This is a genomic window from Trichocoleus desertorum AS-A10, assembly GCF_039962155.1.
Taxonomy (GTDB): domain Bacteria; phylum Cyanobacteriota; class Cyanobacteriia; order FACHB-46; family FACHB-46; genus Trichocoleus.
The window spans coordinates 133,465-157,401 of the sequence record NZ_JAMPKN010000009.1 but is presented as its reverse complement, the minus strand read 5'-3'; the positions used below and the strand labels follow the sequence as shown (position 1 = coordinate 157,401).

The window sequence follows — 23,937 nt, the reverse complement described above, 5'->3', positions numbered from 1 at the left end:
AAGCAGCATTTAAATCAACCTTCATAACCACTGGATGCAAGGGCATGAACTTTAGTTTTCACGAAGGTTCTACTGGTTCTAGACGGCCACAGCTTTCCTTTCCTCAATCCATCAAAGACCTTCTTCTAATCCGGGGTGGTAGCGCAGTGAGTGCCGCTACAAGGCCAGAAGCCACTCACTCAGAAACTTCCACGCGCGTCATGCCTGCTGCTGTGTTAGCACCTCCGGATGCTCACTGGTCCACCTCTCTGCAAACAGTCCTAGATCAGCCCCCCTCCACGATTCCTTACAAATTCCTCCTCGGTGGGTTAGTGTTTGGTGCCATATTCGTGGCTTGGGCTTGGTTTGGCCAGATCAATGAAGTGGGGCATGCAAGGGGGCAGCTAGTTCCCAAAGGCCAGGTTTACAAAATCCATCCGATAGAACTGGGTAAAGTAACTCGTCTTGCTGTTCAAGAAGGCCAGGATGTGAAGGCGGGTCAAGTTGTCGCGGAACTAGATAATCAAATTGCCGCAGGCGAAGTGGAGCGGCTGCAAAAAATGTTGATGTTGGATCAAGTCCAACTTAGCCAGACGCAAACTCTAATTGAGCGAACTGCCTTAGAGGCGAAAACCCAAACTGCGATCGCCCAAGCAGATGCCCAAGCCCAAACAGTGACGATTGCTCAAGCTCAGTCTCAAGCAGCAACCGCCCAAAAACTATTAGCTCAGGGGCAAGGGGATGCTGCAGCACAGGCTACCCGCCTTGAACGGCTGCAACCACTCGTTGCGGAGGGTGCGATCGCTAAAGAGCAGACCTTTGAAGTAGAACAGGCCCTACGCGATCGTCAGCGGGCCATCACTCAACAACAAGGTGAACTGCAACAGGCGCTTTCGGAAGCTAAGCGCTTACAAGCAGGGTTAGCTCAAAAGCAAGCCGAAGGCCGCAAGGCTCAGCTAGAAGCGCAGCAACGCATTCAGCAACTAGAGGTTCAGGCAACTGAGCTAGAGGCCAAAATTTCTGAAACCCAAAACTTGCTGGTGACCGCACAGGCAAAGCTACAGCAACGATTTTTGTATGCTCCAGTCAGCGGAGTGGTTCTCTCTCTCGATGTTCCGAATACTGGTGAAGTGGTGCAACCAGGCCAAACGATCGCTGAAATTTCTCCCTCTAACGCCCCTCTGGTGCTATCTGCTGCTTTGCCCAATCAAGAGGCTGGTTTTGTCAAGCCTGGTATGCAAGTCCAAGTCAAGCTAGATGCTTATCCATTTCAGGAGTACGGCATCATTCCCGGTAAAGTTCTCACCATTTCACCTGCGACTAAACCCGATGAGCGCTTAGGACCTGTTTATCGACTGGAAATCGCCTTAAATCGTCACTCAGTCACGACTAAACATCAAACTGTCAAATTTAAAGCGGGTCAAACTGCAACTGCCGATGTAATTATTCGTCGCCGTCGCATTATGGATATCCTCTTAGACCCACTGAAGAAGCTGCAACATGGCGCTGTTGATTTGTAAGTCTGTAACCAAGCCTCGAGAACTTTGATCAATCCCATACGGTAGAGTCAAGGAGCCGACACTGTGAATCGCCAAAATCTACATTCCACCATTGAGTATGATCAAGAACAACTTGCTCCAATTATTGAAGCCATCATTGAAGGAAAATACTCTTGGGCTTGCGTTTTACTACTAAGACTAGCTGGTTATAATCCTCTGCATTACATCCCCTACCGAACTTACAATCGGCTCCAGAAGGAAAACTACACTTTTACAAAAAATAAGCAACAGAAAAGGCTTGAATCTCGTTCGAAATGCTCCAAGCTTGTTGCTGATATCTCCCCAATCGAACAACCTACTGAAAAGATTAATGATTTGACTTATATCGAAGTGATGGGCGATTGCCGTAGTCAAACTCGAGGTGGTTTTTGGCGTCAATATTTAAGTCCCTGGTCGTACCGATCTGAGCCAAAACAGGGCAGCTTGTTAGAGCTGGAGATTCTTACCTCTGTTCGCAAAAATAAAATTTTGTAATTACAAAAAGCGTCTCTATAGCCTCCTGAAGACACAGTTTAAAGTTTAGGTTTTATGTATCTCGTTCTTCACTGAAGAACGAGGTTTTTTGTTTTTATGTGACTTCACAGCCGTTATCTTTAATTTCTTCAGATGCCAAAATGGCAACCCCTACCGAAAGGTGGCATCTATATTTATAGGAAGAGTAACTATAAGCTCTGGAGCCCATGTTCTTTATTAGGAGGAAACAATGATCATTACTGACCTAAGATACATGCAAGTTGCTTCGGGGACGCGCGTAAAGGGAGGTAACAGTTGCCTAAGCTCCTGGCTACAAGAACTTGAAACTCTATTTCCTGTAGATGCTACTTGGGATTCTCAATATGCCCATATAGTCTCCTCAAGTTCGATTAATGGTAGATCCATCACTCAAACCTGGACTTATACTCCTGAAAAAGGATGGAATTATTCTTCAAACTCTACTCCTTAAACTAGAACTAGGGTGCTAACCAGTCATCAGATATTAGATGCGATCGCTTGAGATCTCTATTAGCCTTCAGCATAAAAAATCACAGGATTAGGGTGAAGTTGCTTTAAGAAAGCTCATTCTCTGATCCTGTTTCTCATGACTATTTGTTAGGTCTTACTACTTCTGGCCTAAGCATTGTAAGTAGTCATTAGCATTGAGATTTTTCTGCTTTGCATTTCTAATCCATATAATGAATTTCTTGATTAAATAAAAACTGCCAAAATGGCAATACAGGTTCTAAGAAGCCCACTATATTGTTAGTAACAACCGAAAAGGTTGAAAGAAACACAGAGCCAATTCTAAAACCTCTTCATTTAATAGGAGAAAGTCATGGTTATCTCTGATCTTCAATATCTAGAATCCGTTGAGACAGCTAGCATCGTAGGTGGTAGCGGCAAACACAAAAAAAATAAAGGTTATGGCGGCATTAAGTTGAATATCAATGTTGTTAATCAGTACAACGTCGCTCTCTTCAATAAGGGCTATGTTTACCAAAGTAACTATGCTCACATTTCCTAACGCTAGAATGAATCTTGCTTGATTCTAGTACCATCGCAAATTACAGGATCACTAAAACTAGTTTTAGTGATCCTGTAAGCTTGTTCAAAACTAAAATTTTGAATCGCAAAAATCATTGTTCAAAGATGACTTTTTGTTTACTTTTTGGGCGATTTGCTGAAACGACCTCACAGGTTTACAGATTGACTAGACACCCTAACTAAGATTGTTTATTTTTTAGCGATTTACAAGGCCAAATGATTCAATTTTCAGGGATATCTATTGAATTAGATGCTATTACGCATTATCTAAAAAAGAACTTCAAGCTCAAGGAGATCTGCCAGAGTCTTCTGCATCAGCAATTGATTACGGAAGCTGCCGCAGCACGGGGTTTGGTTGTGGCTGACGTGGAAGTTCAAGCTGAGGCAGAAAAGCAGCGTCGAGAGAAGGGCTTAGAAAAAGCGGCAGATACCTTAGTCTGGTTAGCCGATGAGCTTATAGCTTCAGAAGATTGGGAAGCTGGGATTCGCGATCGCCTATTGCGTCAAAAGCTGAGTGAATCACTGTTTGCTGAACAAGCAAAAAAGTTTTTCGCTGAAAATCGCTTGAACTTTGAACAGATTTCTGTATACCAACTAACAGTGGCGGATCAAAAGCTAGCTCAAGAAATTTCTTATCAAATTCAAGAACAGGAAATTACATTTTATGAGGCTGCTCACCTCTACGATTTGAATTCAAAACGTAGATATCAGTGTGGATACGAAGGCCATCTCTATCGTTGGAAGATCGAACCAGACATCTCAGTTGCTATATTTGGTTCACAGCCCGGGGAAGTGATTGGGCCTCTGCCTACTAATGAAGGCTATAGCCTTTTGATGGTGGAAGAGTTCATGAGTCCCGAACTTACCCCAGAGGTTTATCAAGAAATTCTAAACAGTTTATTTGAAGAATGGTTAGCGAATGAATTAGACTATATCTTGTATCACAAAATTAACTAGTCAAAAATATAAACTCTTTTTTGGGACTGGCTTATGAATTATTCCAGAGTTTGGAAACAAAAGATTACCAATGATGGCAGCATTGTCGTAACAGCGCAAAGCGTCACAGTAGTTTCCAGTGGCAATAATAAGGTACGCCAAACTGTTACTGTAAAAACTACTTCAGATAGCAGGACTCATTCAGATGATACTGATAGCTCTTGCTCTTTTTAGACTTATTGTGCTTTAGGGACACCGACGACTTGCCTGCGTACCAATACTAGGGTATCAAAATGTAAGCACTGAGGCTTCCTTCCGTAGATCTAAGGATAGGCAAGCTCAAGCTCTACATTTGATCAAGCAGGCTAAGTTCGGTTAAACTATCAAGCCTGAGGTCTTGACTAAAAGGGAGAAGCAAGAAGGTATGTTGAGAAAATCAGTTTTGATTTCCTTGGCCGTTTCACTCTTTTTAGCGAGTTGCAATGGAGCCTCCAAGCCAATCAGTCAATCAGAAACTTACGCTTGGAGCGTCCAAGGGGTAGACGGTGAAAAAACTAATTTCGTTTGTAAGAAAATAGATATTGTCATTTATGCCAGTAAAAAGGCAGGTTCTAACATGAACTCTATTGTGGTGGATGACAAATATTGTGCTAAGTTGCCGAAGCCCAGTGCCTGATTAGTTTCACTTGACTTAGAAAAGCGATCGCTCTCACTTGGAAAAGTAATTCCAGAAGAGTGATCGCTTTTTTCGTCTGTTTTTATGTCTATGGCAACTGTGAGCTTACTTCATTGAGTAAGCCGTTAAGGGCACAATGCCGAGCTTCTGTCGCACCAACTCTAGAGGGGTTTCCCAGTCAGACTCAATATCCCACTCAACAATATGTTTAGCTAACCGACCTGTTTTGATGCTTTGGGCCACCTCTTTCAAGTTGCATTTACGGGTCAGTAAACCAGCAATGACCAAGATCGCGCTAGAAGGCCGAAACACTTGACTGCGAACAAACGCTTGCAGCACGAACTCATCATGTTCTGAAGCAGATAACCCCGTGAGTACATGCCAAATATCGTGGGTGCGTTGAATCCAATCTCCTGAATTGAGGGGATCAAACCCATTTTGATCGAGAAACTGAGCAACTTCTCGGCCTAAGGTGCCAGCAGGTAATTGACGTAAGAACTCTATGTCTAGCGAAAATTTTTCGCTGGCACGGATTTGGGGGTTGATAATTTGGGCCAATTTTAAGACCACTTCTGTGCGTAAATCTTGCATAGTGACGATTCCGTAACTGTCTATCAGGCTCTCTGCGTATTTCTACAGGCTTTGATTGAGGAGTTACGGATGAAGATTAAATTTTTCCTTAAAAAGAGATTCTACGAAAAAGGAATTTCTTCTTAAAATGTCTTGTAGATAAGCTTTCTAGGAGTTACGTAGTTCTAGGTCAATGAAAGGGATGGGTACTCAGGCCTACGTATTAATACTAGGTATCTTTAACATGAATCTAAGGGCTTACTGAGGCGAGTTTCTTAGGCTCAAGGAGAAGTAGCGGCTAAAGCTACAAAACTAAAGCCAGAGATTACGGTCTATGGCTCCTATATTCGTCCCGGCAAACTCACTTCGGGCGAGACAGAGACTGTATGTGACCTAGCTGAGTTTTCTCAAGACCAATCAACATTGGCTCAAAAGTGTTTAACTAAATCCAAGCGCGGATCTGGCATCAGTACAGATTTGGCAATCATGTTTTGTTGAGCGAGCCAACTGTATGGGCACTAATCTTGGCTTTGTCGTGAAAGTAATGATGATTTCTGCATTGGTCGCGATCGCCATCCGATTTGTAGGACGCACGTTAGTCGTGCAAGCCACTCCTGAAACTGTACTATTCGTCGTATTGTTTCCCAGCTTTGCTTTAGCAATGGCTTTAGGTTGGCGAGCGTGGCAGCAGCGATCGCTGTCCTGAAATTCAAACTTATCTGATTGCCGAACTTAAACGGCAGTTGTGCTCTGTAGATCCTGGTTTTGGTAAATTCTGGCTCGACAACCCTTTTATGCGAACGATTGCTGAGATTAACGACAAAATTAGCCGACAAGCTGCTGTGGTTTGCACAGCGGAAGAAATCAAAGCCAGAGTCGCAGAAGTTGGTGTGGCACAAACGGCGAAAACCGTAGATGTCGTCACAACAGGTACGTTTGAGCCAATGGAGTCATCCGGGGCCATCCTTAACCTGGGCCATACTGATCCCCCGATCAAAATTAGGCAATGCTGGCTAGATGGAGTCTTGGCTTATTCAGGATTTGGCGCAGTTGACCTCTATTTAGGCGCTACGCAAGTTGTTGATTACCCTGGCATGTCAGAAGCGGCCGACGGGGAAGAAAATCGCGAAAGAGGCGGGGGACACGTCATTGAAGATTTGATTGCGGGTAAACCTGTGCAACTGAGAGCCTTAGGACAAGTCACAGATTGTTATCCACGGGCTGCTTTTGAGACGACGATTACCCGTGACACCATCAACCAGTTTTACTTGTTTAATCCTCGCAATCTGTACCAGAACTTTATTGTGGGGGTGAATGGGGGCGATCGCCCGCTCTTTACGTATCTAGGCCCTTTGCAGCCTCGACTAGGAAATGCAGTTTATTCCAATCCCGGAGCCATTTCACCGCTCCTGAATGACCCAGATTTACAACTGATTGGCATTGGCTCTCGGATTTTTCTAGGGGGTGGCACTGGCTATATTGCTTGGGAAGGTACGCAACATTTTCCTTTGCAAAAGCGCTTACCTAACCGGGCTCCCATCGGTCCTGCGGCCACATTAGCTTTAATTGGCGATGCCAAACAAATGGATTCGCGTTGGGTCCGAGGTTGCTACTTTAAAAACTACGGCCCCTCGCTCATGATAGGAGTTGGCGTGCCTTTGCCTGTCCTGCATGAAGAAGTCATTGCTCGCTGTGCCGTCCAGGATAAGGATTTAGTTGCACCCATCGTCGATTTCTCAATTCCTCGCCGAGTTCGTCCTACCTTTGGGTTGATTAGCTACGCTCAACTTAAATCGGGTCGGATTACGATTGATGGCAAGCCTGTCCGCGTGGCTTCCTTGGCCAGCATCTTTTTGTCGCGTCAGGTCGCTGTCGAGCTGAAGCAATGGATTGAGGCGGGCAAATTCTTGCTCAGTGAATCAGTGGCTCCTATTCCGCAAGACCGGGCTTTTATGCCCCAAAATTTGTGGGGTTCTCAGGTAAGCCTGGATTAACTGGGATCAGCTCACAAATAAACAAGGGGAGACATTGTCCCCCCTTTCAACCTACTGTTGCAAAAAACTAACTTTATTCAGGTTGTGCGTCTGAACTGTCCTTCCGCTTTACCGGCTTAGGCAAGGGTGCCTTTCTGACGGGGGCTGCTCCGGCGCTACCTCCAGCATTAGCGACAGGACGAGTGCTCGGACGGCTCGGACGCTGCCCATCTCTGGGTCTTCTGCCACCCACACCGCCTGCTCTGGGCCGCTCGTGCGCTTGGCGTTTGCGCGGAGGCAACAGACCAATAGAGGTGCCGTCGCGGATCACTAAAACATCGCCTTGACGATAGGCATTTAAATCCCAGAAGTGGCCAACTGCCTTACCCGTTAAATTACCCTGAAGTAATAGCTTAAAAGTTTTCTCCTCATCTGCATCTTTGCGGGGAGACTGTCTAATTTTGACAATAATTCGCTCCTCATCGAGAGCTTGATAAATTACCTCACCCCGAATAGAAAAATAGCCATCTTCGTGATCAGAAGAAGCCGCGCCTTCTGGGAGACTCGCCTCGGTTGGTTCCTCGGTAGTAGGTTGAGGGATGCCTTCATCAGCCTGATTTAGTTTTTCTGGCTCCCAAACTCCCACAATTTGGGCGTGTAAGTTTGCCTCTTTTTCCCTTGTACGTGGATACACAACCCAGAGGTGCTCTTGCTCTAGATCTAAATGCTTTCTCACCAAGCTCATCACCCGACCTAACAACACAGCATCAATAGCGGTGCCATCAGAGGTGACTAGATTGCCGCGAGTAAAGTGGTCTGGCGATGCAACGTATCGTCCTCGAATTAAGCCAATGGCCCGGTACTGCTTGGGTTCGCTTGGGGGAGGGATGGGTTGTTGCCGCATAACTGATGCCTGCTCGGATAGTTCGTCACCCTCGCTACGGGAGACTGGGTCTTCAGAACTTTTGATCCCAAGGGCTACAGGAGTAGTCGGTGGAGTCCGTTCTGCTGCATTCACAGTTGAAGCTAATTCTGACGTCATTTCAGATAGTTGATCTGCTGGAGTCTGTAAAGGGGTGGGAGCAGGAGATGAACTTGAAGTCTGCTCATGGGCAAAGTCTGAACCCAAGTTGGAGGTTGGGTCAGAAGCAGGCGAAGCCTGATGAGATGATACAGACTCAGGGGGCTTATGGGGCCGCTTGGGAGAGGAACTCATAGATGTTGTTTGCAGACAGGAGGCATGATTGCATCAGTCTGCTTATTTTACTGAATGCAATCACTCTACGGACCGATCCGCAAAGTTTCTGCAATCTTTAATTGTAATTAGTGATTTAAGCCACCCGTGCGTAAATTCTCGCAGTCTGTAGAAACGTATTGCACACAACTTTTGCTCTAAAAGTCGATTGAGGGAGCATTTAGAGTATGAGTTCGATTCTGTCAAGGTGTTTTTCTAGGATAAAAGAAAAATTTAAAGCTTAATATTTGATGCGATCGCTTTATCTACCGAGTTAGCGAGTGGAGATTAAGCAAGATTATTTCTGAACTGCAATAAGCTCACTAGGGAGGGCGATCAGGGTGGGAACCCCAGCTATTGAGAACCGCTCTGAACTAAAGTAAATAGCTGAGGGGGCAGGCTACGCTGGCTGAAAGCCGAGGTCTGACCCGGAGACCGTTAAAATGTTCGTAGAGTTCAAGGCAGTTGTGTGACTGAGAAGCGGCGTCGCTGGATCGTTAATGTTGTGCTAATTCTGGCAGTCGTTGCCTTTGTCGGCTTTTCTCTGTTCCCGCTCCTAGGGGATGCTTTTAAGGCTGAGCAATCTGGTGGTGAGCCAACTCCCTCCTCGGCTCAAGCCACGCCTACCGCCAAGCAAGAGGAATTGAAAGCTCAGGCGAAAGGGTATGAACTCGTTTTGCAGCGAGAACCAGACAACCAAACCGCTCTGCGGGGTTTAGTGGAGGCACGACTGCAACTGCAAGATATTAAAGGCGTGGTTGAGCCTTTAGAAAAGCTGGCTAAGCTGAATCCTGACCAAACCCGCTATGGGGTGTTGCTGGCTCAAGCGAAGCAGTATGCGGGCGATCGCGAAGGTGCGGCAGAATCCTATCGCACTATTTTGACCGCGAAACCGGGAGATATGATAGCGCTGCAAGGCTTGGTGGGTTTGCTGATTGAGCAAAAACGGCCTGAAGCTGCCGTGGGCTTACTGCAAGACACTCTCAAAACAGCCAATGAAACCAACCAAGTGAAGCCAGGTAGCGTAGATGTGCCCTCTGTCCAGTTGTTACTGGGCCAGGTATACGCAGAGCAGAAGCGCTACGACGAGGCGATCACAATCTATGACGAAGCGATTAAGAGTAGCGGCAAGGATTTTCGTCCAGTTTTAGCTAAAGCCCTTGTTTTCAAGCAGCAAGGTAAGGATGAGGCCGCTAAACCCCTGTTTAACTCCGCGATCAGCCTAGCTCCCGCTGAGTACAAAGACCAAATTAACCAATTGGCAAGCGGTAAACCACCAACGCCACCCACAACCGCCCCGACCACTGCTCCAAGTCAAGTACCTGCTAGCCCACCAGCAGATCAACCTTCGCCAGCGGCACCTTAGGCCGCTAAGGATGAGGGATGAAGGGTATCAGGAATGAGGAGCCAGAAATTAGCAGTCAAGAAAGTGAGCCTCTCGTAAATGCCTTACGTCGGACTCTCTGGCTTCTGACTCCTCACGTCTGACTTCTCATTCCTAATGGCTACCTTCTAACCAAGCCACTCCTGCGAAAATCAGGAATAGCAAACCACCTATTGCGGTCATGACTCGCTCGGAGATCCGCTGACAGACCAGGCGGCCACTAAATACAGCGATCGCCGCGCAAATGGCGTGACCCAGAATTGCGCCTAAAGTGATCCCAATGGGGTTGTTGGCCGCAGACAGAAAAATAGTGGCAAATTGCGTGCGATCGCCCCACTCTGCGACGAAAGTCAGTGTGAATGCTTCAATGCAAATCGCTAACCAAGTTTGGTGTTGAGGCGACTTTGCTTCCGCTTCTTCAACCACATTCATGGCTTCTTTCGCTTCATCTCCGGTGTTCTCGGCAGGCATTTGCTGCGCGTCATACAGCAGCTTCAGTCCAAAGGCAGCGAGTAAAACGACTTCCAAGTAGTGCATCAGCGCCTTAGGAAACAGGGAAACCGTTTGCCCCAACAGCACAGATAAAACAGTCATGAGAGCGAGCGCTAAAACTGCACCCGTAAAGACCCACCGGCGGGGGTGACGCATCGCTAAGATTGCGGCGATGAAGAAAGTTTTGTCTCCTAATTCGGAAACCGTAATTAGCGATAACCCAGCAGTAAAGGCTGTCAGCACTGACTCAAGCTCCTCAAACGTCTCTAGCCTTGAGGTGGCTTAAGTAGAGCAAAAGACCCCACCAAGCTCACCTCAGATGTGAACTTAGTGAAGGTCTCGCTTCCAAGTAATCTAAAAACTTGTCACCTGAACCAGGCTCATCGCCAGTATGTTGATTCAGATGGGCTAGCTGTTCTGCGCTAGCAGCTACTCCCCTTCAAACTATGAGTAATTATACATGGATTTACGAGTTTTGCGATCGCCCTCTTAAACTATGCCAAGCCCTGGAAGCAGGAACAAGCAGTAGTAAACGAGCTGACCGCTGCGGAAAACTGTTCGTTACGTTCCATCAACCCCATATGCCCGGCGGGACGCAGGAACTTCAATTCGGCGTTGGGAATGTGGCTGCCCATGTATTCGTGAGCGGCAGGAACGGTGGCGATGTCTGCATGACCCGCAATCACTAGCGTTGGGACAGCAAGGGTGGGTAGCGTGGCTCTCTCGTCGTAGCGCAACATCGCCAGCACCCCTCTGGCCAAAATACCTGGTTGAGCAATCAGTCCCAAAATGGTAGAGAAGTTGAGTTGACCGCGTGTTTCTCGTCCGGTAAAGCCAGAAATTTCAGTAGTAAGGTGCATGGAACCGTTGAGGTAGCTCAAGCCACTGATTAACCAAAACAGTGGCGATAACCAAATGGTCAGGTGCAACAGTGGCTCTATTAAAGGTTTCTGGAGTGCTTGTAACAGGCGACTCAGGATTGCGGTCTTGAGAGGGTTTGTATAGGTCGTATCTACTAGGACAATGCCAGCAACGCGATCGCGCAACCGCTCAGAAAATAAGCGGCAAAAGGTGAGGATAATCATGCCACCCATGCTGTGTCCTAGGAGAATGGCTGGCTTGTCTCCTGCCATTGCTAACACTGCCTCCAAATCAGTGGCATATTTTTCGATGGAGTAATCTTCGTTTTGCGGCTTTTTGGATTTGCCTAAACCAGGCAAGTCCCAAACAATTAAGCGGAAGCGATCGCCTAGTTGTCGCTTAGCGTAGTACCAAACGGTGCTGTTCGGTCCCCAACCGTGGGTGAAGATAATCGGCTGAGCATCGACGGGGCCGTAAAACTCGACATGAATTTCGCTGCCATCGGATCGGGGAATCTTGCGAACCTCTTGACTACGAATAGCTTTGGGTTCGTCTTTGCCAGGTCGCCGGAACAGTAGGAGCGGCAGGAAACCCACAAATGCCCAAAGGGTCATCAGTGAACCTGCGATCAACCACTTGTCCGAGATTAAATCTCCTTCATACCATTCGTGCAGAATGTAGATTCCGCCCCCTAATAGCGCGATCGAGAAAAGCCCTGCCAGCCACCGCAACAAAAACTCTAGGGGCGTAAATATCATGGTTAACCTCTTCGCTCCAACTCCTAAACCAATGTCTTGCGACACTAAAAAGTACGTTAGAAGCAACGTCAAACTCAAGCAACGACCAAAGGTCATAACCCTTACTAAAAAGATTAAATATCACTGACCGAAATCAGCCTTTATACGAATGAAGTAAGTAATTGGCAAAAGAAAAACTATGCAACTTGAACCGTAAAGATGACATTCGTAGATAAACTCAATCTTCCTTTTGTAACTTGGAAAAACCAGTGGGCAGATGAAGTAGAGCAAGCTACTAGAGAAATTGCTATTAAAACTGGGGTGTTCAAAGGCGATGATCCGATCGAACTTAAGCGTTTCAAGGGAATCATTGAGTGTCCTGCTTATGCTTATCCCCAAGCAGAACTAAAGAATTTAGCTTTGTGTGCTCGCTTTACATCTTTGCTGTGGTTTATAGACGACACTTACGATGAAGACCAAGCGTTTGCTAGAGATGAAGAACGCCTTGTAAATTTCATGTTGAGTCAGTGGAGATTATTTCTTCCAGACACAGACGTTGAGATTGAGGCTACAGATGCTTTGTCTCGCTTTGCCCTTCTCCTGAAGAATGATCTACTTGAGGCTGCCAAAGGTGGAGAAGTGTGGCTCGATCGCCTCAGTAAATCAATCTATGATTACTTATTCCAAGGCTCCTTAAAGGCGACTCAAAATTGGGTCAATAATATTACCCCTGATCTAGAAACATATCTAAAACTTAGAGAATATGACTCTGGTATGTATCCCTGTTTGGACTTCGTTGAGATTGCGAACGGAATATTTCTTCCAGACACAGTCGTGAGCCATCCAACTATTCAAGAAATGCGTAAGTTATGCGCTAGGATCTCAGGCTGTGTTAACGATATTTTTTCGTATGAAAAAGAAGTCAAAAGAAATAATGACCCTAGCAATCTAGTACACGTACTAATGCAAGAGCGATCACTTTCATTAGGTGAAGGTGTAGATGCTGCTGTCACTTTGATTAATGCAGATATAGCTGAGTTTTTGAAGTTAGAAAAAGTTGTACCTGAATTTGGAAACGAACAATTGCAAAGTCAAGTCACTCAATACATTGAAGGGATGAAGTACTGGATGCGAGGCAACGTAGATTGGAGCTTAGCAACAGGGAGATACTCGATTCCATCAACACCTTAGGGTTGTATAGCTTGGCCAACAGCATCAATAAAAAATAAGGTGAGCATTGCCCACCTTAAAATTTCAAATTACGAACTACGAATTAATTAAGCGCGGTCTCGCTCACGCTTCTTATTCGCTTTTTCAGCACGGGCTTCGGCTTCGGCCATGACGGTTGCCATTTGTTCCACCATTTCTCCAGGGTGGTTTTCTAGAACTTTCGTGGAGAGAGACACACGACCTTGAGTCGCATCTAGGTCTACAATCATGGCTTGGATGGGTTGCCCTACCTCGAATAGAGAGGGCAGGGACTCGATGAAGCGATTGCTGACTTGGTTGATGTGGAGCAGACCCGTGGTGCCGCTGAAGTCTACAAACACGCCAAACGGCTTGATGCTGGTGACTTTGCCTTCGATCAGTTGACCTACTTCCAGATTGCTCATGCTAGCTGCACGAGTCGCCATCCGGTTAGAGAGGATGAGTTTGTTACGGTTGGGGTCAACTTCTAGGAAGCTCGCGGTGAGAGTTTGGCCTTTGAGGGCTTCCAGGTCGTTGCGCTCTACTAAATGCGATCGCGGAATAAAGCCACGCAACCCGCGCACATCTACGGTGACGCCACCCTTGTTGGTGCCTGTGACCCGCACCTGCACCGATTGGCTGCTATTTTGCAGATCAGCGACTTCTTCCCAAATTCGATTCATCTCCAAGCGGCGACGAGACAACGTAACTTGGCCGTCGGCATCCTGGTCGCGAATAATGACAAATTCTTGCTCTTCGTTGAGCGGCAAAACTGCGGATAAATCTGTAACCCGTCTCAAGGCAGCTTCTTCAGTCGGCACAAAGGCGAGAGATTTACCACCAATGTCCACATAAGCGCCATTCGCTTCATAGTTGAACACTTTTCCTCGCACAACTTGACCGGATTGAAACCCATAGTCGTGTTGTTCTAAGGCTCTCGCAAAATCATCCATCGAGAAGGACGGAGTAGCTTGAGAACGGGGCGATTTTGAAGTCATATGAGATTGAACAGTGAAAATAATGAGATGAACTGAGGCGATAATTCTCAGTACCACTTGCTCTAAGGTATCGCGCTCAGATGCAACTGAAGGCTTTCCGTCAGGACTCTTCATGAAGCAAGGGCAACGGCAGAGGCAGAGTGGGTTTCCTCACTATAGTCAATTCCTACGCAGTTCAGGCGGTTGAGAAAAAGTCTATCCTGGGGGTGATAGGCGCTTGAGGCATTTCTGGTGGCTGCTGACTCTGTTTGGATCGTGGGGCCAACCCGTAGCGGTAAAACGACTTACTTGGTGAATCAGTTCAAGGCTTGGGTGCAAGCGGGGCTAGGGGAAAATCGCGATCGCCCACCCGTCCCCATGAAAGAAGGGCGACCCGTTTCAGAACGATTGCAGCAACTGATGGTAGAGCGATCGCAGCGCTCCCAGATGCAGCAAACCGCTTCCGCGATTTTAGTTTTTGCCGCCACTGGGGACAACCGCTTAGAGTTGGTCGATCGACTCACCTCCGCAACTCAAGGCGAGTGCCCAATTCAGTCTGCTACGCCGATCGGTTTCTTTCAAGATGAAGTGTTGCTGTTTTGGCCGCTGTTGGTAGAGCAATTGCAAGTGAAGGCGCAATTTCCGGTGCGGCTGCGACCCGAAAATGAGCAAGAATTAGCGACTCGACTTTGGCGATCGCAACTCACACCTGAAGTGTTGCAACGCTCTGGTGTGGGGGAGTATCGACTGGTGCGACGACTGCTGGATTGGTTGCAACTGGCAGCTCTGGCGGGTACTGCCACCGATGATATTCCTGGCATTGTAGAAGTGGGTTTATCCGGGCAAGATTCGGCTTTGTTTGGAGAGTTGTTGTGTGAGTGGCGCAGCTGGTGTCTGGGGCGTGGTTTGCTCACCTACGGTTTACTCTGCGAACTTTACTGGCGCTATCTTCTGCCTAACCCCACCTATCAACAACATTTGAGTCGGCGTTATCAAGCAGTTCTAGCCGATGATGTGGATAATTACCCTGCGATCGCGCGGCAGTTGTTTGAATGCTTGCTGGATCATGGTGCGGTAGGCGCGTTTACCTACAACCCTAATGGTGGCATCCGTCTGGGTTTGGGTGCTGATCCACAGCATTTAGGTGATTTGGCAACGCGGTGTCGAGTTGTGGAATTGTCTGCAAACGTCAATCCTGGCTTGGCAAATCAGGTGGGATTGTCTGTCGTGGAAGTCGTCACCGATCCCTTATTTCTTACCCAGCTACCAGAGGCAGTGCAATCGCTACAAACGACTTCTCGCGCGCAGTTGTTGCGGCAGACTGCTCAAGCGATCGTGGAAGCGGTGGGGGCAGGGCAAGCACAACCGCACGAAATTGCCGTAATTGGCCCTGGTGTAGACGCGATCGCCCGTTATACCCTGCGAGAAATCCTGGGCAAACATGGCATCGCTGTCGAGTCGATTAATGACCAGCGGCCCCTAGCCAGTTCCGCAATGGTGCGAGCCTTACTGACGCTGCTCACCTTGGTCTACCCCAACTTAGGCCGACTGATCAACCGAGACGCTGTAGCCGAAATGCTAGTCGTCCTCAGCCAAACTCCCCACCCTGAAGGGCAAGATTCGGCATCTACCAACTCCAAAACGTCATCCCACCCTACGGGAACGCCAAAGGCGAACATCCTTCATCCATCCATCGACCCCGTCCGTGCTGGCCTTCTAGCCGATCACTGTTTTGAACCGCACCCGGATTCCCCCCGATTACTTCCTACTACCGAATTTCCCCGTTGGGATCGCTTGGGTTATGAAGCAACTAAGGCTTATGACGAGATTGTGCGGTGGATCGAAACTCAGAAGTTACAGCAAGAACAACACTTAGTTCCAGGGGCGATCGCGATTCTGGACCGCGCCATGCAAAAGTTTTTGTGGAACGGCAGTCACCTGCCCTTTGACCAATTAGCGACTCTCCGAGAACTGATGGAGACAGCGCAGCATTATTGGGAAGTGGATGCGCGATTGCGACAAAGTGAGAATGCCGATACGCCCGCTTCTGTCACGGTTAGCAACTTTATTCAACTATTACGTGGTGGTACGATCACAGCCGATCCTTATCCGGTGCGGACTGGGAGGACTGCCAATCAAGCAGTGACTTTGGCGACGATTTTTCAGTACTGCTCCAACCGTTTGTCTCATCGTTGGCACTTCTGGCTAGATGCAGGCTCACCGCGCTGGCTCACAGGTTCTGAAACTTTGTTTGGCGCACCTCTATTTTTGCGAAGCTGGTCCGGCACACCTTGGACAGAAGCCGATTCGATGGCCGCTTTAGAGCGACGGTTGCAACGGATTTTGCTGGATTTGTTGGGGCGGGCAGGCGATCGCGTGTTTCTCTGCCATAGCGATTTGGCAACCAACGGTCAGGAGCAAATCGGCACACTGCTGTCGTTGGTGAATGCTTCGGTGCCGATGGTGACAGAACCGATGGCGACAGAGGATGCTCTTATGGCAAGTTCAACCAGCCCTTGATTTCCTGCACCAACCACAAACACTCAGCTCGGCTCAAACCTTCACCAAAAGAATATTCACGCATCCCTGCCTGAATCGTGATTCTGCGGCGAACTTCTGATCCAGAGGAGATTTTAGATTCGGTGCTATCTTCAAACACATCTTCAATTTCGCCGATACCACCATCGGGTTTTTCCGGGATATAGCCCAGGATTTTTCTGTAAATGACGAAGCAGTGTTTGTCGAAGTAAATGCGGGTTGGACAAGCAGATGTATAAGTCAAAAATGAGAGTGTGAGCGACAGAATTAGGTAGCCAAACGCCCAGTCCCAATAGCCTCGGCTTAGCGCAATCAGAAATGAACAGACAAAAAAGAACAAGCCTAACGACAAGAAGGGTAATGTAAGTCCCGTCCCTCTCGCAGGAATTTCGATTTGCATCTCAGTTTCGGCTTGCCTTAGCTTGACTTGAGTTCCCTCTGGCGCTTTTGCTAGAGGAGCAGTCGGATGCTGGCGCGATCGCGCCTTCGCTCCCTGCAGCCCAGATTCCAGCGCAGCCAATGCTTCACGAGCGGTACTGAAACGGTTGTCGGAAGCAGGCTCCGTTAAGCGGTCAATCCAGTCGAGCAGATGAGGATTGAGACTAACGCGATCGCGCCATTCCAAACGCAAATCTTTCTGGGGTAAATCAGCAGGAGCAACCCCAGTGATCAAATGAATCAAGGTGGCTCCTAGCGCATAGAGATCAGACGCAGGGACAGCGCGACCGCCAAATTGCTCTAGAGGTGTGTAGCCATAAGTTCCCACAACAGTAAAAGTGGAGCCTTCCGCTGCGGCTCGGTCTTGCACCGCGCCAAAATCCACCAGATAAATTTCGCCGTCGTCGCCCCAAATAATATTGCTGGGCTTGATGTCTCGGTGCAGCACTGGAGGGCTAAGTTCGTGCAGGTAAATCAACGTTTCCAAAATTGCTGTGGCAATGTCTCGAATCTCTAACTCAGTAAACTTTTCGCTTTGGGTAATTAACTCTTTCAAAGAGACACCCGGAATGTACTCCTCTACCAAGCCAAACCACAGCGGCTTCTTCTCCAAACAAAAGTAATCGAGGTACTGGGGAATACGAGGATAATCTAGCTGTTCGAGGACTTGTGCTTCACGCTCAAACAGTTTCACATGCTCCCACTGAGTTAAGCCTTCAACCGCTAGCAATTTGATAACGACTTGGTTGGCTTCATCGTCTGCTACTGCCAAATCTATGGCTAGCCAGGTCTTTCGTACAGGATGATCGTTGAGTTGGGCTTGGAGTTGATAGCGATCGCAAATCACCTGTTGTAGCTGTAGCATGCCGCGCCGCACCTGAAGCTGGTTCTTCTTCAATCTAGCGGAATCAAGCTCACTGCCGCTAAAGCCTCAACCAGCTCTTAATTTCTTGGGCAATCCAGACACATTCAACCGCACTTAAACCCAGACCAAACGAGTAACGCTGATCTTGGGTCTGAATGGTGATAATTTCTTTGGATCTAGAGTATGTTGTGTCGAAGGTGCCAGAAGCCTCAATTTGCAGACTTTGGAACACATCTTTAATCTCTGAATTAACACCTTTGCGTTGACGAATGCAACGATTAAATAACAATTTCTGGATCAAAAAGTCCTGTTCATCAATCGCAATCCGTTCATACCCAAAAGTAGTCTGTAAAAAGTGGAAACCCAGCCCAGCCCAAGCCAGGACTACTACCAAGCTAAAGCCTAACCCTCCCCCAGAAAAAGCCAGGCCGTAGGCGATCGCCATGCAGAAGCTGAGCAAAGAAACGGCTCCGATTAGACCAACAACGGCTATTTTTAGCCATAGTCCTAGTTTCTCTAACGAGCTGTGTTGAGTGGGAGGAAGTTCAATGAGTAGTTGTTCTCGAGACTTGCGAAGCTTGACACGAGTATGAGTAGGCGGACTAATCTTGCGGCTACCAGTCTGAGATAGATGACCTGACTTGAGCGCGTCGAAGGCTTGCTGAGCTTGGCTAAAGCGCCGTTTGAGGGATGGTTCTATAAGTTCTTCAATCCAGCTGACTAGACGAGAACTGGCATTGATGCGATCGCGGAACTCAATTGTCAGATCAGACTGAGGCAAATCCGCAGGAGCCACGCCAGTTAACAAATGAACCAAAGTTGCACCTAAGGCGTATAAGTCGGAAGCAGGGACAGTACGACCACCAAACTGCTCCATTGGGGCATAGCCATAGGTACCCACAACAGTAAATGTTGCCCCCTCCGCTGCGGCTCGATCTTGCACAGCGCCAAAGTCAACTAAGTAAATGTTTTGATCTTCGCCCCAAATTAAGTTACTGGGCTTGATGTCGCGGTGCAAAACCGGGGGATTGAGTTTGTGCAGGTGAATCAGAATTTGCAGAACTGAAACCGCGATTTTACGAACTTCGGTCTCGGTAAATTTCTTGCCTTGCGTTAGCAGATCCTTGAGCGAGTCACCTGGAATGTAGCTCTGAACCAACCCAAACCAAAGTGTGCGATCGTCAATGGAAAAAGAATCTCGGTACTTGGGGATGCGGGGGTGATTGAGTTGCTTCAGAACTTGGGCTTCGCGTTCAAACAGCTTCAAGTCATCCCACTGCATATCCCCGCCAAAGGTGAGGAGCTTGATAATCACAGGCTCTGGAGGCACTACTTGTAAATCTTCAGCGAGCCAGGTTTGCCGTCCTGCGTTCTGCCCTAATTTTTGTTTGAGTTGATAGCGCTCCTGAAGCACCTGGTCTGCTTGCAGCATCTGATGGTAATTGTAAAGCTTGAGAAATTAGCATTCCCAATCTAGCCGCAGATTCGCTGAGTCCCTGAAATGTGAAGGTTTCGTACTAGCCAGCAACTTTTAAGGTTGTCTCAAATAGCTGTAGTATCTTCTGCCAAGCGTCTTGGGCGGCATCTGAGTTGTAGCTGGCTCGCTGATCACAAAAGAAGCCGTGTTCAGCCTCAGGGTAGCGAAAGACTTGATGCGGAATTTGGTGCAACTTGAGGGCGGCTTCGATCTTTTGCACTTGCTCTGGAGGAATGCTGGCATCTTGATCGCCAAAGAAGGCATACAGGCTACCTTGAATTTCGCCAGTGCGACTGACTGTGGCTAAGCCGCCGCCCGGAGTCATGGTCGCGATCCCCGCGCCGTAGAAAGAAGCAGTCGCTTTGATGTCGGGTAAAGTTGCTGCTAGGTAAGCCACATGACCACCGAAGCAGAAACCCATACAACCAATGCGATCGCCTGCTACATTGGGCAAGTTCTTCAGATAGTTAATTGCGGCTTGAATATCCCCCAAAAGCTCACTGGCTTTGGTTTTGTCTTTGTACTCTCTGCCGATTTCGATGTCTTCTGGCTGGTATCCAGTTTCAAATCCCGGTGCTTGGCGCTGGTACAAAGCAGGGGCGATCGCAACATAGCCTTGTTTCGCAATCCGCTCAGTCACGTCCCGAATATGCGAGTTGATGCCAAAAATCTCTTGCAGCACCACAACCCCAGGAAATGTCCCTGCGGCGCTAGGCTGGGCTAAATAAGCTGTGATCTCTAGACCTCCGCTAGAAACCTGGATCTGTTGAGTTTGAATTGCTTGTTCTGCCATATGCCGTTCAAGTTGAGTGAAGTCGCCCTTCAAATTTTAGAGGAAGAAATTTATTTGGCTGGACTCAGCCTAAAAATCTGTGACGATGACAAGCTCATGCCATCAGGTGAACCAATATAAGGAAGCGCTGAGTGGCGATCGCAGTCCATACTGGAATGGTTTTGTAAACACTGGCAAGCAAAACACTTTTTTTCTAAAAATTACGAGCTAGGGCTTGATAAGCTTCGATCATCACTAGCTGTAGACCATTAATTCCTGTATCGGGGCCGCTGGAGGCATTGGCATGATCCAATTTCATATTCAACCGGATAGTGAAATTCCGGCGTCTACCCAACTCTTCAATCAAATTCGCTTCGCGATCGCCTCGCGGCAGTTTCCACCAGGACACCGCTTGCCAAGTACCCGTCAGCTCGCCATGCAGACTGGATTGCATCGCAACACGATCAGTAAGGTCTATCGCCAACTGGAAGAAGCAGGATTTGTGGAGTCTATTGCTGGCTCTGGCATCTACGTGCGGATTCAAGGAGATGAAGGCTCGTCCAAGCAGCGATCGCCCCTGCTAGAGCAATATCCTCAAGCCCACAAGCTGATTCGGCAAAGTTTGGATGAGCTGCTGAAGCAAGGTAGTTCTTTGAATGAGGCGCGAGAACTGTTTTTGGCGGAAGTGGATTGGCGGTTGCGTTGCAGTGCCCGTGTTTTGGTTACGGCTCCGACTCAAGATATTGGGGCAGGAGAACTAATGGTGCGCCAACTTGAGCAAGAGCTGCAAATGCCGGTGCAATTGGTGCCGATGGAGGAACTGGAGCGGACGCTGGCTCAAACTCGCTCTGGAACGGTTGTTACTAGTCGCTACTTTATTGGCGAAGCAGAGGCGATCGCAGGCCCTAAATCGGTGCGGGTGATCCCTGTAGATATCTACGACTACGCCCAGGAAATCCAAGTCATTCAGAAGCTCTCGAAGGATAGTTGCCTTGGTTTAATTAGTCTCAGTTCGGGCATTATCCGCGCCGCTGAAGTCATTATTCACAGTTTGCGGGGAGATGATGTGCTGGTGATGACTTCGCAACTCGAAGACACGTACAAGCTCAATGCGATCGTGCGGAGTGCCCAAATTATCATCAGTGACCAAGCCAGTTTTTCGATCGTGAAAGCGACAGTTGCGGCAGCGAGAGAGGATATTATTCGGCCTCCTCAAGTCATCTGTTGTGAAAACTACATCAATACCAAGTCAATTAACCTACTCAAGCGAGAATTGGGCTTGGAATAGTTCATCTTAAAAATTTGTTGGTATTTCTAGCTTGAGAGGGAAGATATTTTTTAATACCAATCAGGGCGATCGCAGGTTAAATCGCAAAAAGTGACTGCTTATGTAACGTCAAAGTGACTGCTTTGTAACGACATATTGCATCCTTTGTCGAAAGATTGAGAAGTTGTCCAAAAATTGAACCACGAATTAACTTAAGAATTTAAAGGAACACCTAGAGAGACACCATGAATAACATACAGAAATATCGTTTTATCTGTACTCTGACCTTTGGGGATATTTATGGTCAAATTATTGTTTGGTTGATTGTAATTTTCTTAAGTTTGGCCGCAGCTCTGGCTTTGATGGGAGCAAGTCGTCCCGTTTATGCCTTAGCAACGGTAGGTTTAATCCTGGTGTTGTCGTTGCCATTTTTGCTATTTGCTTTCGTCACCACGCTGTTTAATCACATTGAAGTCACGGCTACAGATGCAGCAACCAAACCAGAAACAGCTCCCAACAACATCCCAGCGCAGAGACCCGCTCAGGCTGCTAGCTAAGCTGCCCTTTTTAGAAACTCTTTAGAAAGTTTGTGTCAGCATCACGCTTCTCAGTAGAGAGGTGTGATGCTTTGTTGTGTCTACCTAGCAGTTCTCAATCAAAGATTTCTAAAGAAGTTCTCACCCATTGGCTAGGAAACTTTGAGTTGCGTCACCATAGTAGAACAAGCGTTTTCCAGCTGGTTCGAGCATGATTGATCATGATGTGATTATTGTTGGGGGCGGTTTGGCTGGCTGTCGAGCTGCCCTCGAAATTATCCGCACTGACCCCAACCTCAGTGTGGCTCTGGTGGCTAAGACCCATCCCATTCGTTCCCACTCGGTAGCGGCTCAAGGTGGCATTGCCGCTACGCTCAAAAATGTGGATAGCAAGGACACGTGGGAAGCCCACGCCTTCGACACAGTTAAGGGTTCCGACTATCTGGCCGATCAGGATGCAGTAGAGATCTTGACCAAAGAAGCGCCAGGAGTCGTGATTGACTTAGAACACATGGGAGTGTTGTTCTCCCGTTTACCCGATGGTCGGATTGCTCAGCGCGCCTTTGGGGGGCATTCTCACAATCGCACTTGCTATGCTGCCGACAAAACGGGTCATGCGATTTTGCATGAACTGGTGACTAATTTGATGCGCTACGGCGTGCACCTTTATGAAGAGTGGTATGTGACTCGCCTGATTTTGGAGGAGGGTCAGGCCAAAGGTGTGGTGATGTACCGCATTGAAGACGGGCAGCTGGAGGTGATGCGTGCCAAAGCAGTGATGTTCGCCACTGGAGGCTATGGCCGTGTTTACAACACCACCTCCAACGATTTTGCCTCTACCGGAGATGGCTTGGCGATGACGGCGATCGCGGGTCTGCCGTTAGAAGATATGGAGTTTGTCCAATTTCACCCCACTGGGTTGTATCCAGTGGGCGTGTTGATTTCAGAAGCAGTCCGAGGAGAAGGCGCTTACCTGATTAACAGTGAAGGGGAGCGGTTTATGGCTACCTATGCGCCAAGCCGCATGGAACTGGCTCCACGGGACATTACTTCACGAGCGATCGCGCGAGAAATTCAAGCAGGGCGAGGCGTTCATCGCGATGGCAGTGCTGGGGGGCCGTTTGTCTATCTCGACCTCCGCCACATGGGCCAAGAAAAGATCATGAGCCGCATTCCCTTCTGCTGGGAAGAAGCGCATCGTCTGATTGGCATTGACGCGGTCCATGAACCCATGCCTGTGCGGCCTACGATTCACTACTCGATGGGCGGCATTCCCGTCAACACGGAAGGTCAGGTCCGCAGTAGTACTGAGGGCTTGGTTGAGAGTTTCTTTGCCGCAGGAGAAACCGCTTGTGTCTCAGTGCATGGCGCTAACCGCTTAGGTAGTAACTCGCTGCTAGAGTGTGTGGTTTTTGGGCGCAAAACTGGAGCAACGATCGCTCAGTATGTGCAAAACCGGAAGCTGCCCGATGTCGAGGAGTTGCGTTACCTCACGGATACCCAAAATCAAATCCAATCTTTGCTTGATCAACCCGGTGAGTACCGCATTAACCAAATTCGGGAAGCCTTTCAAGACTGCATGACCGACTACTGTGGGGTGTTTCGCACCGAGGCTCGGATGCGCGAAGGTCTAGAAAAAGTGCGATCGCTGCAACAACAGTACGGACAAATTTATTTAGATGACAAAGGCAAACTCTGGAATACCGAAATTCTAGAAGCCTTAGAACTCCGCAGCGTCATGACCGTAGGAGAAATGATCATCACGTCAGCCCTATGGCGGCAAGAAAGCCGAGGGGCACATTCGCGAGAAGATTACCCCGAACGAGATGATGCGAATTTCCTCAAGCACACGTTGTCTTACTACTCTCCAGCAGGCGTTGATGTGCGCGATCGCCCTGTGACCATCACAATGTTCCAACCGCAAGAGCGTAAATATTGAGTTTTTGAAACGAGTTTT

General features: G+C 48.1%; 21 protein-coding genes. 13 read left to right on the top strand and 8 right to left on the bottom strand.

The genetic code is table 11. The features are described 5' to 3' along the window. Nucleotides 1-44: 44 nt before the first annotated feature. The 5 genes from NDA01_RS14515 (at nucleotide 45) to NDA01_RS14495 (ending at nucleotide 4,671) form a co-directional block, all read left to right on the top strand. The gene (locus NDA01_RS14515; protein ID WP_348228489.1) at nucleotides 45-1,499 is read left to right on the top strand and encodes a beta-barrel domain-containing protein; all 1,455 of its coding nucleotides are present in this window, start codon (nucleotides 45-47) and stop codon (nucleotides 1,497-1,499) included. A gap of 63 nt (nucleotides 1,500-1,562) precedes the next feature. Beyond that, nucleotides 1,563-2,012, top strand: a complete 450-nt coding sequence (locus NDA01_RS14510) for a HetP family heterocyst commitment protein (protein WP_348228488.1) — start codon at nucleotides 1,563-1,565, stop codon at nucleotides 2,010-2,012. An 838-nt stretch (nucleotides 2,013-2,850) separates the two neighbouring features. After that, complete coding sequence (locus tag NDA01_RS14505; protein WP_348228487.1) at nucleotides 2,851-3,039, top strand: hypothetical protein; 189 nt, start codon at nucleotides 2,851-2,853, stop codon at nucleotides 3,037-3,039. 236 nt (nucleotides 3,040-3,275) lie between these two features. Beyond that, complete coding sequence (locus NDA01_RS14500) at nucleotides 3,276-4,016, top strand: peptidylprolyl isomerase (protein WP_348228486.1); 741 nt, start codon at nucleotides 3,276-3,278, stop codon at nucleotides 4,014-4,016. A 403-nt stretch (nucleotides 4,017-4,419) separates the two neighbouring features. Further along, nucleotides 4,420-4,671, top strand: a complete 252-nt coding sequence (locus tag NDA01_RS14495; RefSeq protein ID WP_348228485.1) for a hypothetical protein — start codon at nucleotides 4,420-4,422, stop codon at nucleotides 4,669-4,671. A 105-nt stretch (nucleotides 4,672-4,776) separates the two neighbouring features. Here the strand turns inward: NDA01_RS14495 and NDA01_RS14490 are convergent, their stop codons facing one another. Further along, nucleotides 4,777-5,262, bottom strand: a complete 486-nt coding sequence (locus tag NDA01_RS14490; RefSeq protein WP_348228484.1) for a Coq4 family protein — start codon at nucleotides 5,260-5,262, stop codon at nucleotides 4,777-4,779. Between the two features lie 490 nt (nucleotides 5,263-5,752). Here NDA01_RS14490 and NDA01_RS14485 point away from each other — a divergent pair, with 490 nt between their 5' ends. Together NDA01_RS14485 and NDA01_RS14480 are read left to right on the top strand one after the other, a co-directional pair. Further along, on the top strand, nucleotides 5,753-5,947 hold the full coding sequence (locus NDA01_RS14485; RefSeq protein ID WP_348228483.1) for a hypothetical protein: 195 nt from the start codon (nucleotides 5,753-5,755) through the stop codon (nucleotides 5,945-5,947). Nucleotides 5,948-6,035: 88 nt separating this feature from the next. After that, nucleotides 6,036-7,235 carry a homocysteine biosynthesis protein gene (locus NDA01_RS14480; protein ID WP_190431780.1) on the top strand — a complete coding sequence of 400 codons (1,200 nt, stop codon included), beginning with the start codon at nucleotides 6,036-6,038 and terminating at the stop codon, nucleotides 7,233-7,235. A gap of 73 nt (nucleotides 7,236-7,308) precedes the next feature. Here the strand turns inward: NDA01_RS14480 and NDA01_RS14475 are convergent, their stop codons facing one another. After that, nucleotides 7,309-8,430 carry a hypothetical protein gene (locus NDA01_RS14475; RefSeq protein WP_348228482.1) on the bottom strand — a complete coding sequence of 374 codons (1,122 nt, stop codon included), beginning with the start codon at nucleotides 8,428-8,430 and terminating at the stop codon, nucleotides 7,309-7,311. Between the two features lie 487 nt (nucleotides 8,431-8,917). On the opposite strand from NDA01_RS14475, the gene NDA01_RS14470 reads away from it, so the two are divergent. Beyond that, entirely contained in the window at nucleotides 8,918-9,814 is an 897-nt protein-coding gene (locus NDA01_RS14470) for a tetratricopeptide repeat protein (protein ID WP_190555908.1), read from the top strand. A gap of 132 nt (nucleotides 9,815-9,946) precedes the next feature. On the opposite strand, the gene NDA01_RS14465 is transcribed toward NDA01_RS14470, so the two are convergent. Together NDA01_RS14465 and NDA01_RS14460 are read right to left on the bottom strand one after the other, a co-directional pair. Further along, the gene (locus NDA01_RS14465) at nucleotides 9,947-10,567 is read right to left on the bottom strand and encodes a TMEM165/GDT1 family protein (protein WP_190431786.1); all 621 of its coding nucleotides are present in this window, start codon (nucleotides 10,565-10,567) and stop codon (nucleotides 9,947-9,949) included. A gap of 251 nt (nucleotides 10,568-10,818) precedes the next feature. Beyond that, nucleotides 10,819-11,943: an alpha/beta fold hydrolase gene (locus NDA01_RS14460; RefSeq protein WP_348228481.1), complete on the bottom strand. Its 1,125-nt coding sequence runs from the start codon at nucleotides 11,941-11,943 to the stop codon at nucleotides 10,819-10,821. A 198-nt stretch (nucleotides 11,944-12,141) separates the two neighbouring features. Between NDA01_RS14460 and NDA01_RS14455 the strand changes: the two genes are divergently transcribed. Continuing rightward, nucleotides 12,142-13,113, top strand: a complete 972-nt coding sequence (locus NDA01_RS14455) for a terpene synthase family protein (protein ID WP_348228480.1) — start codon at nucleotides 12,142-12,144, stop codon at nucleotides 13,111-13,113. An 86-nt stretch (nucleotides 13,114-13,199) separates the two neighbouring features. Here the strand turns inward: NDA01_RS14455 and NDA01_RS14450 are convergent, their stop codons facing one another. Next, nucleotides 13,200-14,222, bottom strand: coding sequence for a S1 RNA-binding domain-containing protein (locus NDA01_RS14450; RefSeq protein WP_431193404.1), 1,023 nt, complete (start codon nucleotides 14,220-14,222; stop codon nucleotides 13,200-13,202). A 117-nt stretch (nucleotides 14,223-14,339) separates the two neighbouring features. On the opposite strand from NDA01_RS14450, the gene NDA01_RS14445 reads away from it, so the two are divergent. After that, on the top strand, nucleotides 14,340-16,607 hold the full coding sequence (locus NDA01_RS14445; RefSeq protein ID WP_348228479.1) for a recombinase family protein: 2,268 nt from the start codon (nucleotides 14,340-14,342) through the stop codon (nucleotides 16,605-16,607). On the opposite strand, the gene NDA01_RS14440 is transcribed toward NDA01_RS14445, so the two are convergent. From NDA01_RS14440 to NDA01_RS14430, 3 genes are all read right to left on the bottom strand, one after another. Further along, entirely contained in the window at nucleotides 16,582-17,961 is a 1,380-nt protein-coding gene (locus NDA01_RS14440; protein ID WP_348228478.1) for a serine/threonine protein kinase, read from the bottom strand. The two genes, NDA01_RS14445 and NDA01_RS14440, sit on opposite strands and share 26 nt — an antisense overlap. 25 nt (nucleotides 17,962-17,986) lie before the next feature. Beyond that, the gene (locus NDA01_RS14435) at nucleotides 17,987-19,360 is read right to left on the bottom strand and encodes a serine/threonine protein kinase (protein ID WP_348228477.1); all 1,374 of its coding nucleotides are present in this window, start codon (nucleotides 19,358-19,360) and stop codon (nucleotides 17,987-17,989) included. An 85-nt stretch (nucleotides 19,361-19,445) separates the two neighbouring features. Beyond that, nucleotides 19,446-20,198 carry a dienelactone hydrolase family protein gene (locus tag NDA01_RS14430; RefSeq protein WP_348228476.1) on the bottom strand — a complete coding sequence of 251 codons (753 nt, stop codon included), beginning with the start codon at nucleotides 20,196-20,198 and terminating at the stop codon, nucleotides 19,446-19,448. 283 nt (nucleotides 20,199-20,481) lie between these two features. Here NDA01_RS14430 and NDA01_RS14425 point away from each other — a divergent pair, with 283 nt between their 5' ends. The 3 genes from NDA01_RS14425 to NDA01_RS14415 all read left to right on the top strand — a co-directional run bounded on the left by NDA01_RS14425 (nucleotide 20,482) and on the right by NDA01_RS14415 (nucleotide 23,919). Beyond that, entirely contained in the window at nucleotides 20,482-21,465 is a 984-nt protein-coding gene (locus tag NDA01_RS14425; RefSeq protein WP_190431801.1) for a GntR family transcriptional regulator, read from the top strand. A gap of 224 nt (nucleotides 21,466-21,689) precedes the next feature. Beyond that, nucleotides 21,690-22,001 (top strand): hypothetical protein, encoded by a 312-nt coding sequence (locus NDA01_RS14420; protein WP_190431802.1) that lies wholly within the window; start codon nucleotides 21,690-21,692, stop codon nucleotides 21,999-22,001. Between the two features lie 190 nt (nucleotides 22,002-22,191). Beyond that, entirely contained in the window at nucleotides 22,192-23,919 is a 1,728-nt protein-coding gene (locus tag NDA01_RS14415; RefSeq protein WP_348228475.1) for a succinate dehydrogenase/fumarate reductase flavoprotein subunit, read from the top strand. The last annotated feature ends 18 nt before the right edge of the window (nucleotides 23,920-23,937 follow it).

Excerpts from the sequence above, each read along its gene's own strand:
- NDA01_RS14500 (WP_348228486.1), top strand. The coding sequence starts at position 3,276 with ATGATTCAATTTTCAGGGATATCTATTGAATTAGATGCTATTACGCAT.
- NDA01_RS14485 (WP_348228483.1), top strand. The coding sequence starts at position 5,753 with ATGGGCACTAATCTTGGCTTTGTCGTGAAAGTAATGATGATTTCTGCA.
- NDA01_RS14450 (WP_431193404.1), bottom strand. The coding sequence starts at position 14,222 with ATGAAGAGTCCTGACGGAAAGCCTTCAGTTGCATCTGAGCGCGATACC.
- NDA01_RS14515 (WP_348228489.1), top strand. The coding sequence starts at position 45 with ATGAACTTTAGTTTTCACGAAGGTTCTACTGGTTCTAGACGGCCACAG.
- NDA01_RS14415 (WP_348228475.1), top strand. The coding sequence starts at position 22,192 with ATGATTGATCATGATGTGATTATTGTTGGGGGCGGTTTGGCTGGCTGT.
- NDA01_RS14460 (WP_348228481.1), bottom strand. The coding sequence starts at position 11,943 with ATGATATTTACGCCCCTAGAGTTTTTGTTGCGGTGGCTGGCAGGGCTT.
- NDA01_RS14475 (WP_348228482.1), bottom strand. The coding sequence starts at position 8,430 with ATGAGTTCCTCTCCCAAGCGGCCCCATAAGCCCCCTGAGTCTGTATCA.
- NDA01_RS14505 (WP_348228487.1), top strand. The coding sequence starts at position 2,851 with ATGGTTATCTCTGATCTTCAATATCTAGAATCCGTTGAGACAGCTAGC.
- NDA01_RS14490 (WP_348228484.1), bottom strand. The coding sequence starts at position 5,262 with ATGCAAGATTTACGCACAGAAGTGGTCTTAAAATTGGCCCAAATTATC.
- NDA01_RS14480 (WP_190431780.1), top strand. The coding sequence starts at position 6,036 with ATGCGAACGATTGCTGAGATTAACGACAAAATTAGCCGACAAGCTGCT.
- NDA01_RS14420 (WP_190431802.1), top strand. The coding sequence starts at position 21,690 with ATGAATAACATACAGAAATATCGTTTTATCTGTACTCTGACCTTTGGG.
- NDA01_RS14455 (WP_348228480.1), top strand. The coding sequence starts at position 12,142 with ATGACATTCGTAGATAAACTCAATCTTCCTTTTGTAACTTGGAAAAAC.
- NDA01_RS14425 (WP_190431801.1), top strand. The coding sequence starts at position 20,482 with ATGATCCAATTTCATATTCAACCGGATAGTGAAATTCCGGCGTCTACC.
- NDA01_RS14430 (WP_348228476.1), bottom strand. The coding sequence starts at position 20,198 with ATGGCAGAACAAGCAATTCAAACTCAACAGATCCAGGTTTCTAGCGGA.
- NDA01_RS14495 (WP_348228485.1), top strand. The coding sequence starts at position 4,420 with ATGTTGAGAAAATCAGTTTTGATTTCCTTGGCCGTTTCACTCTTTTTA.
- NDA01_RS14435 (WP_348228477.1), bottom strand. The coding sequence starts at position 19,360 with ATGCTGCAAGCAGACCAGGTGCTTCAGGAGCGCTATCAACTCAAACAA.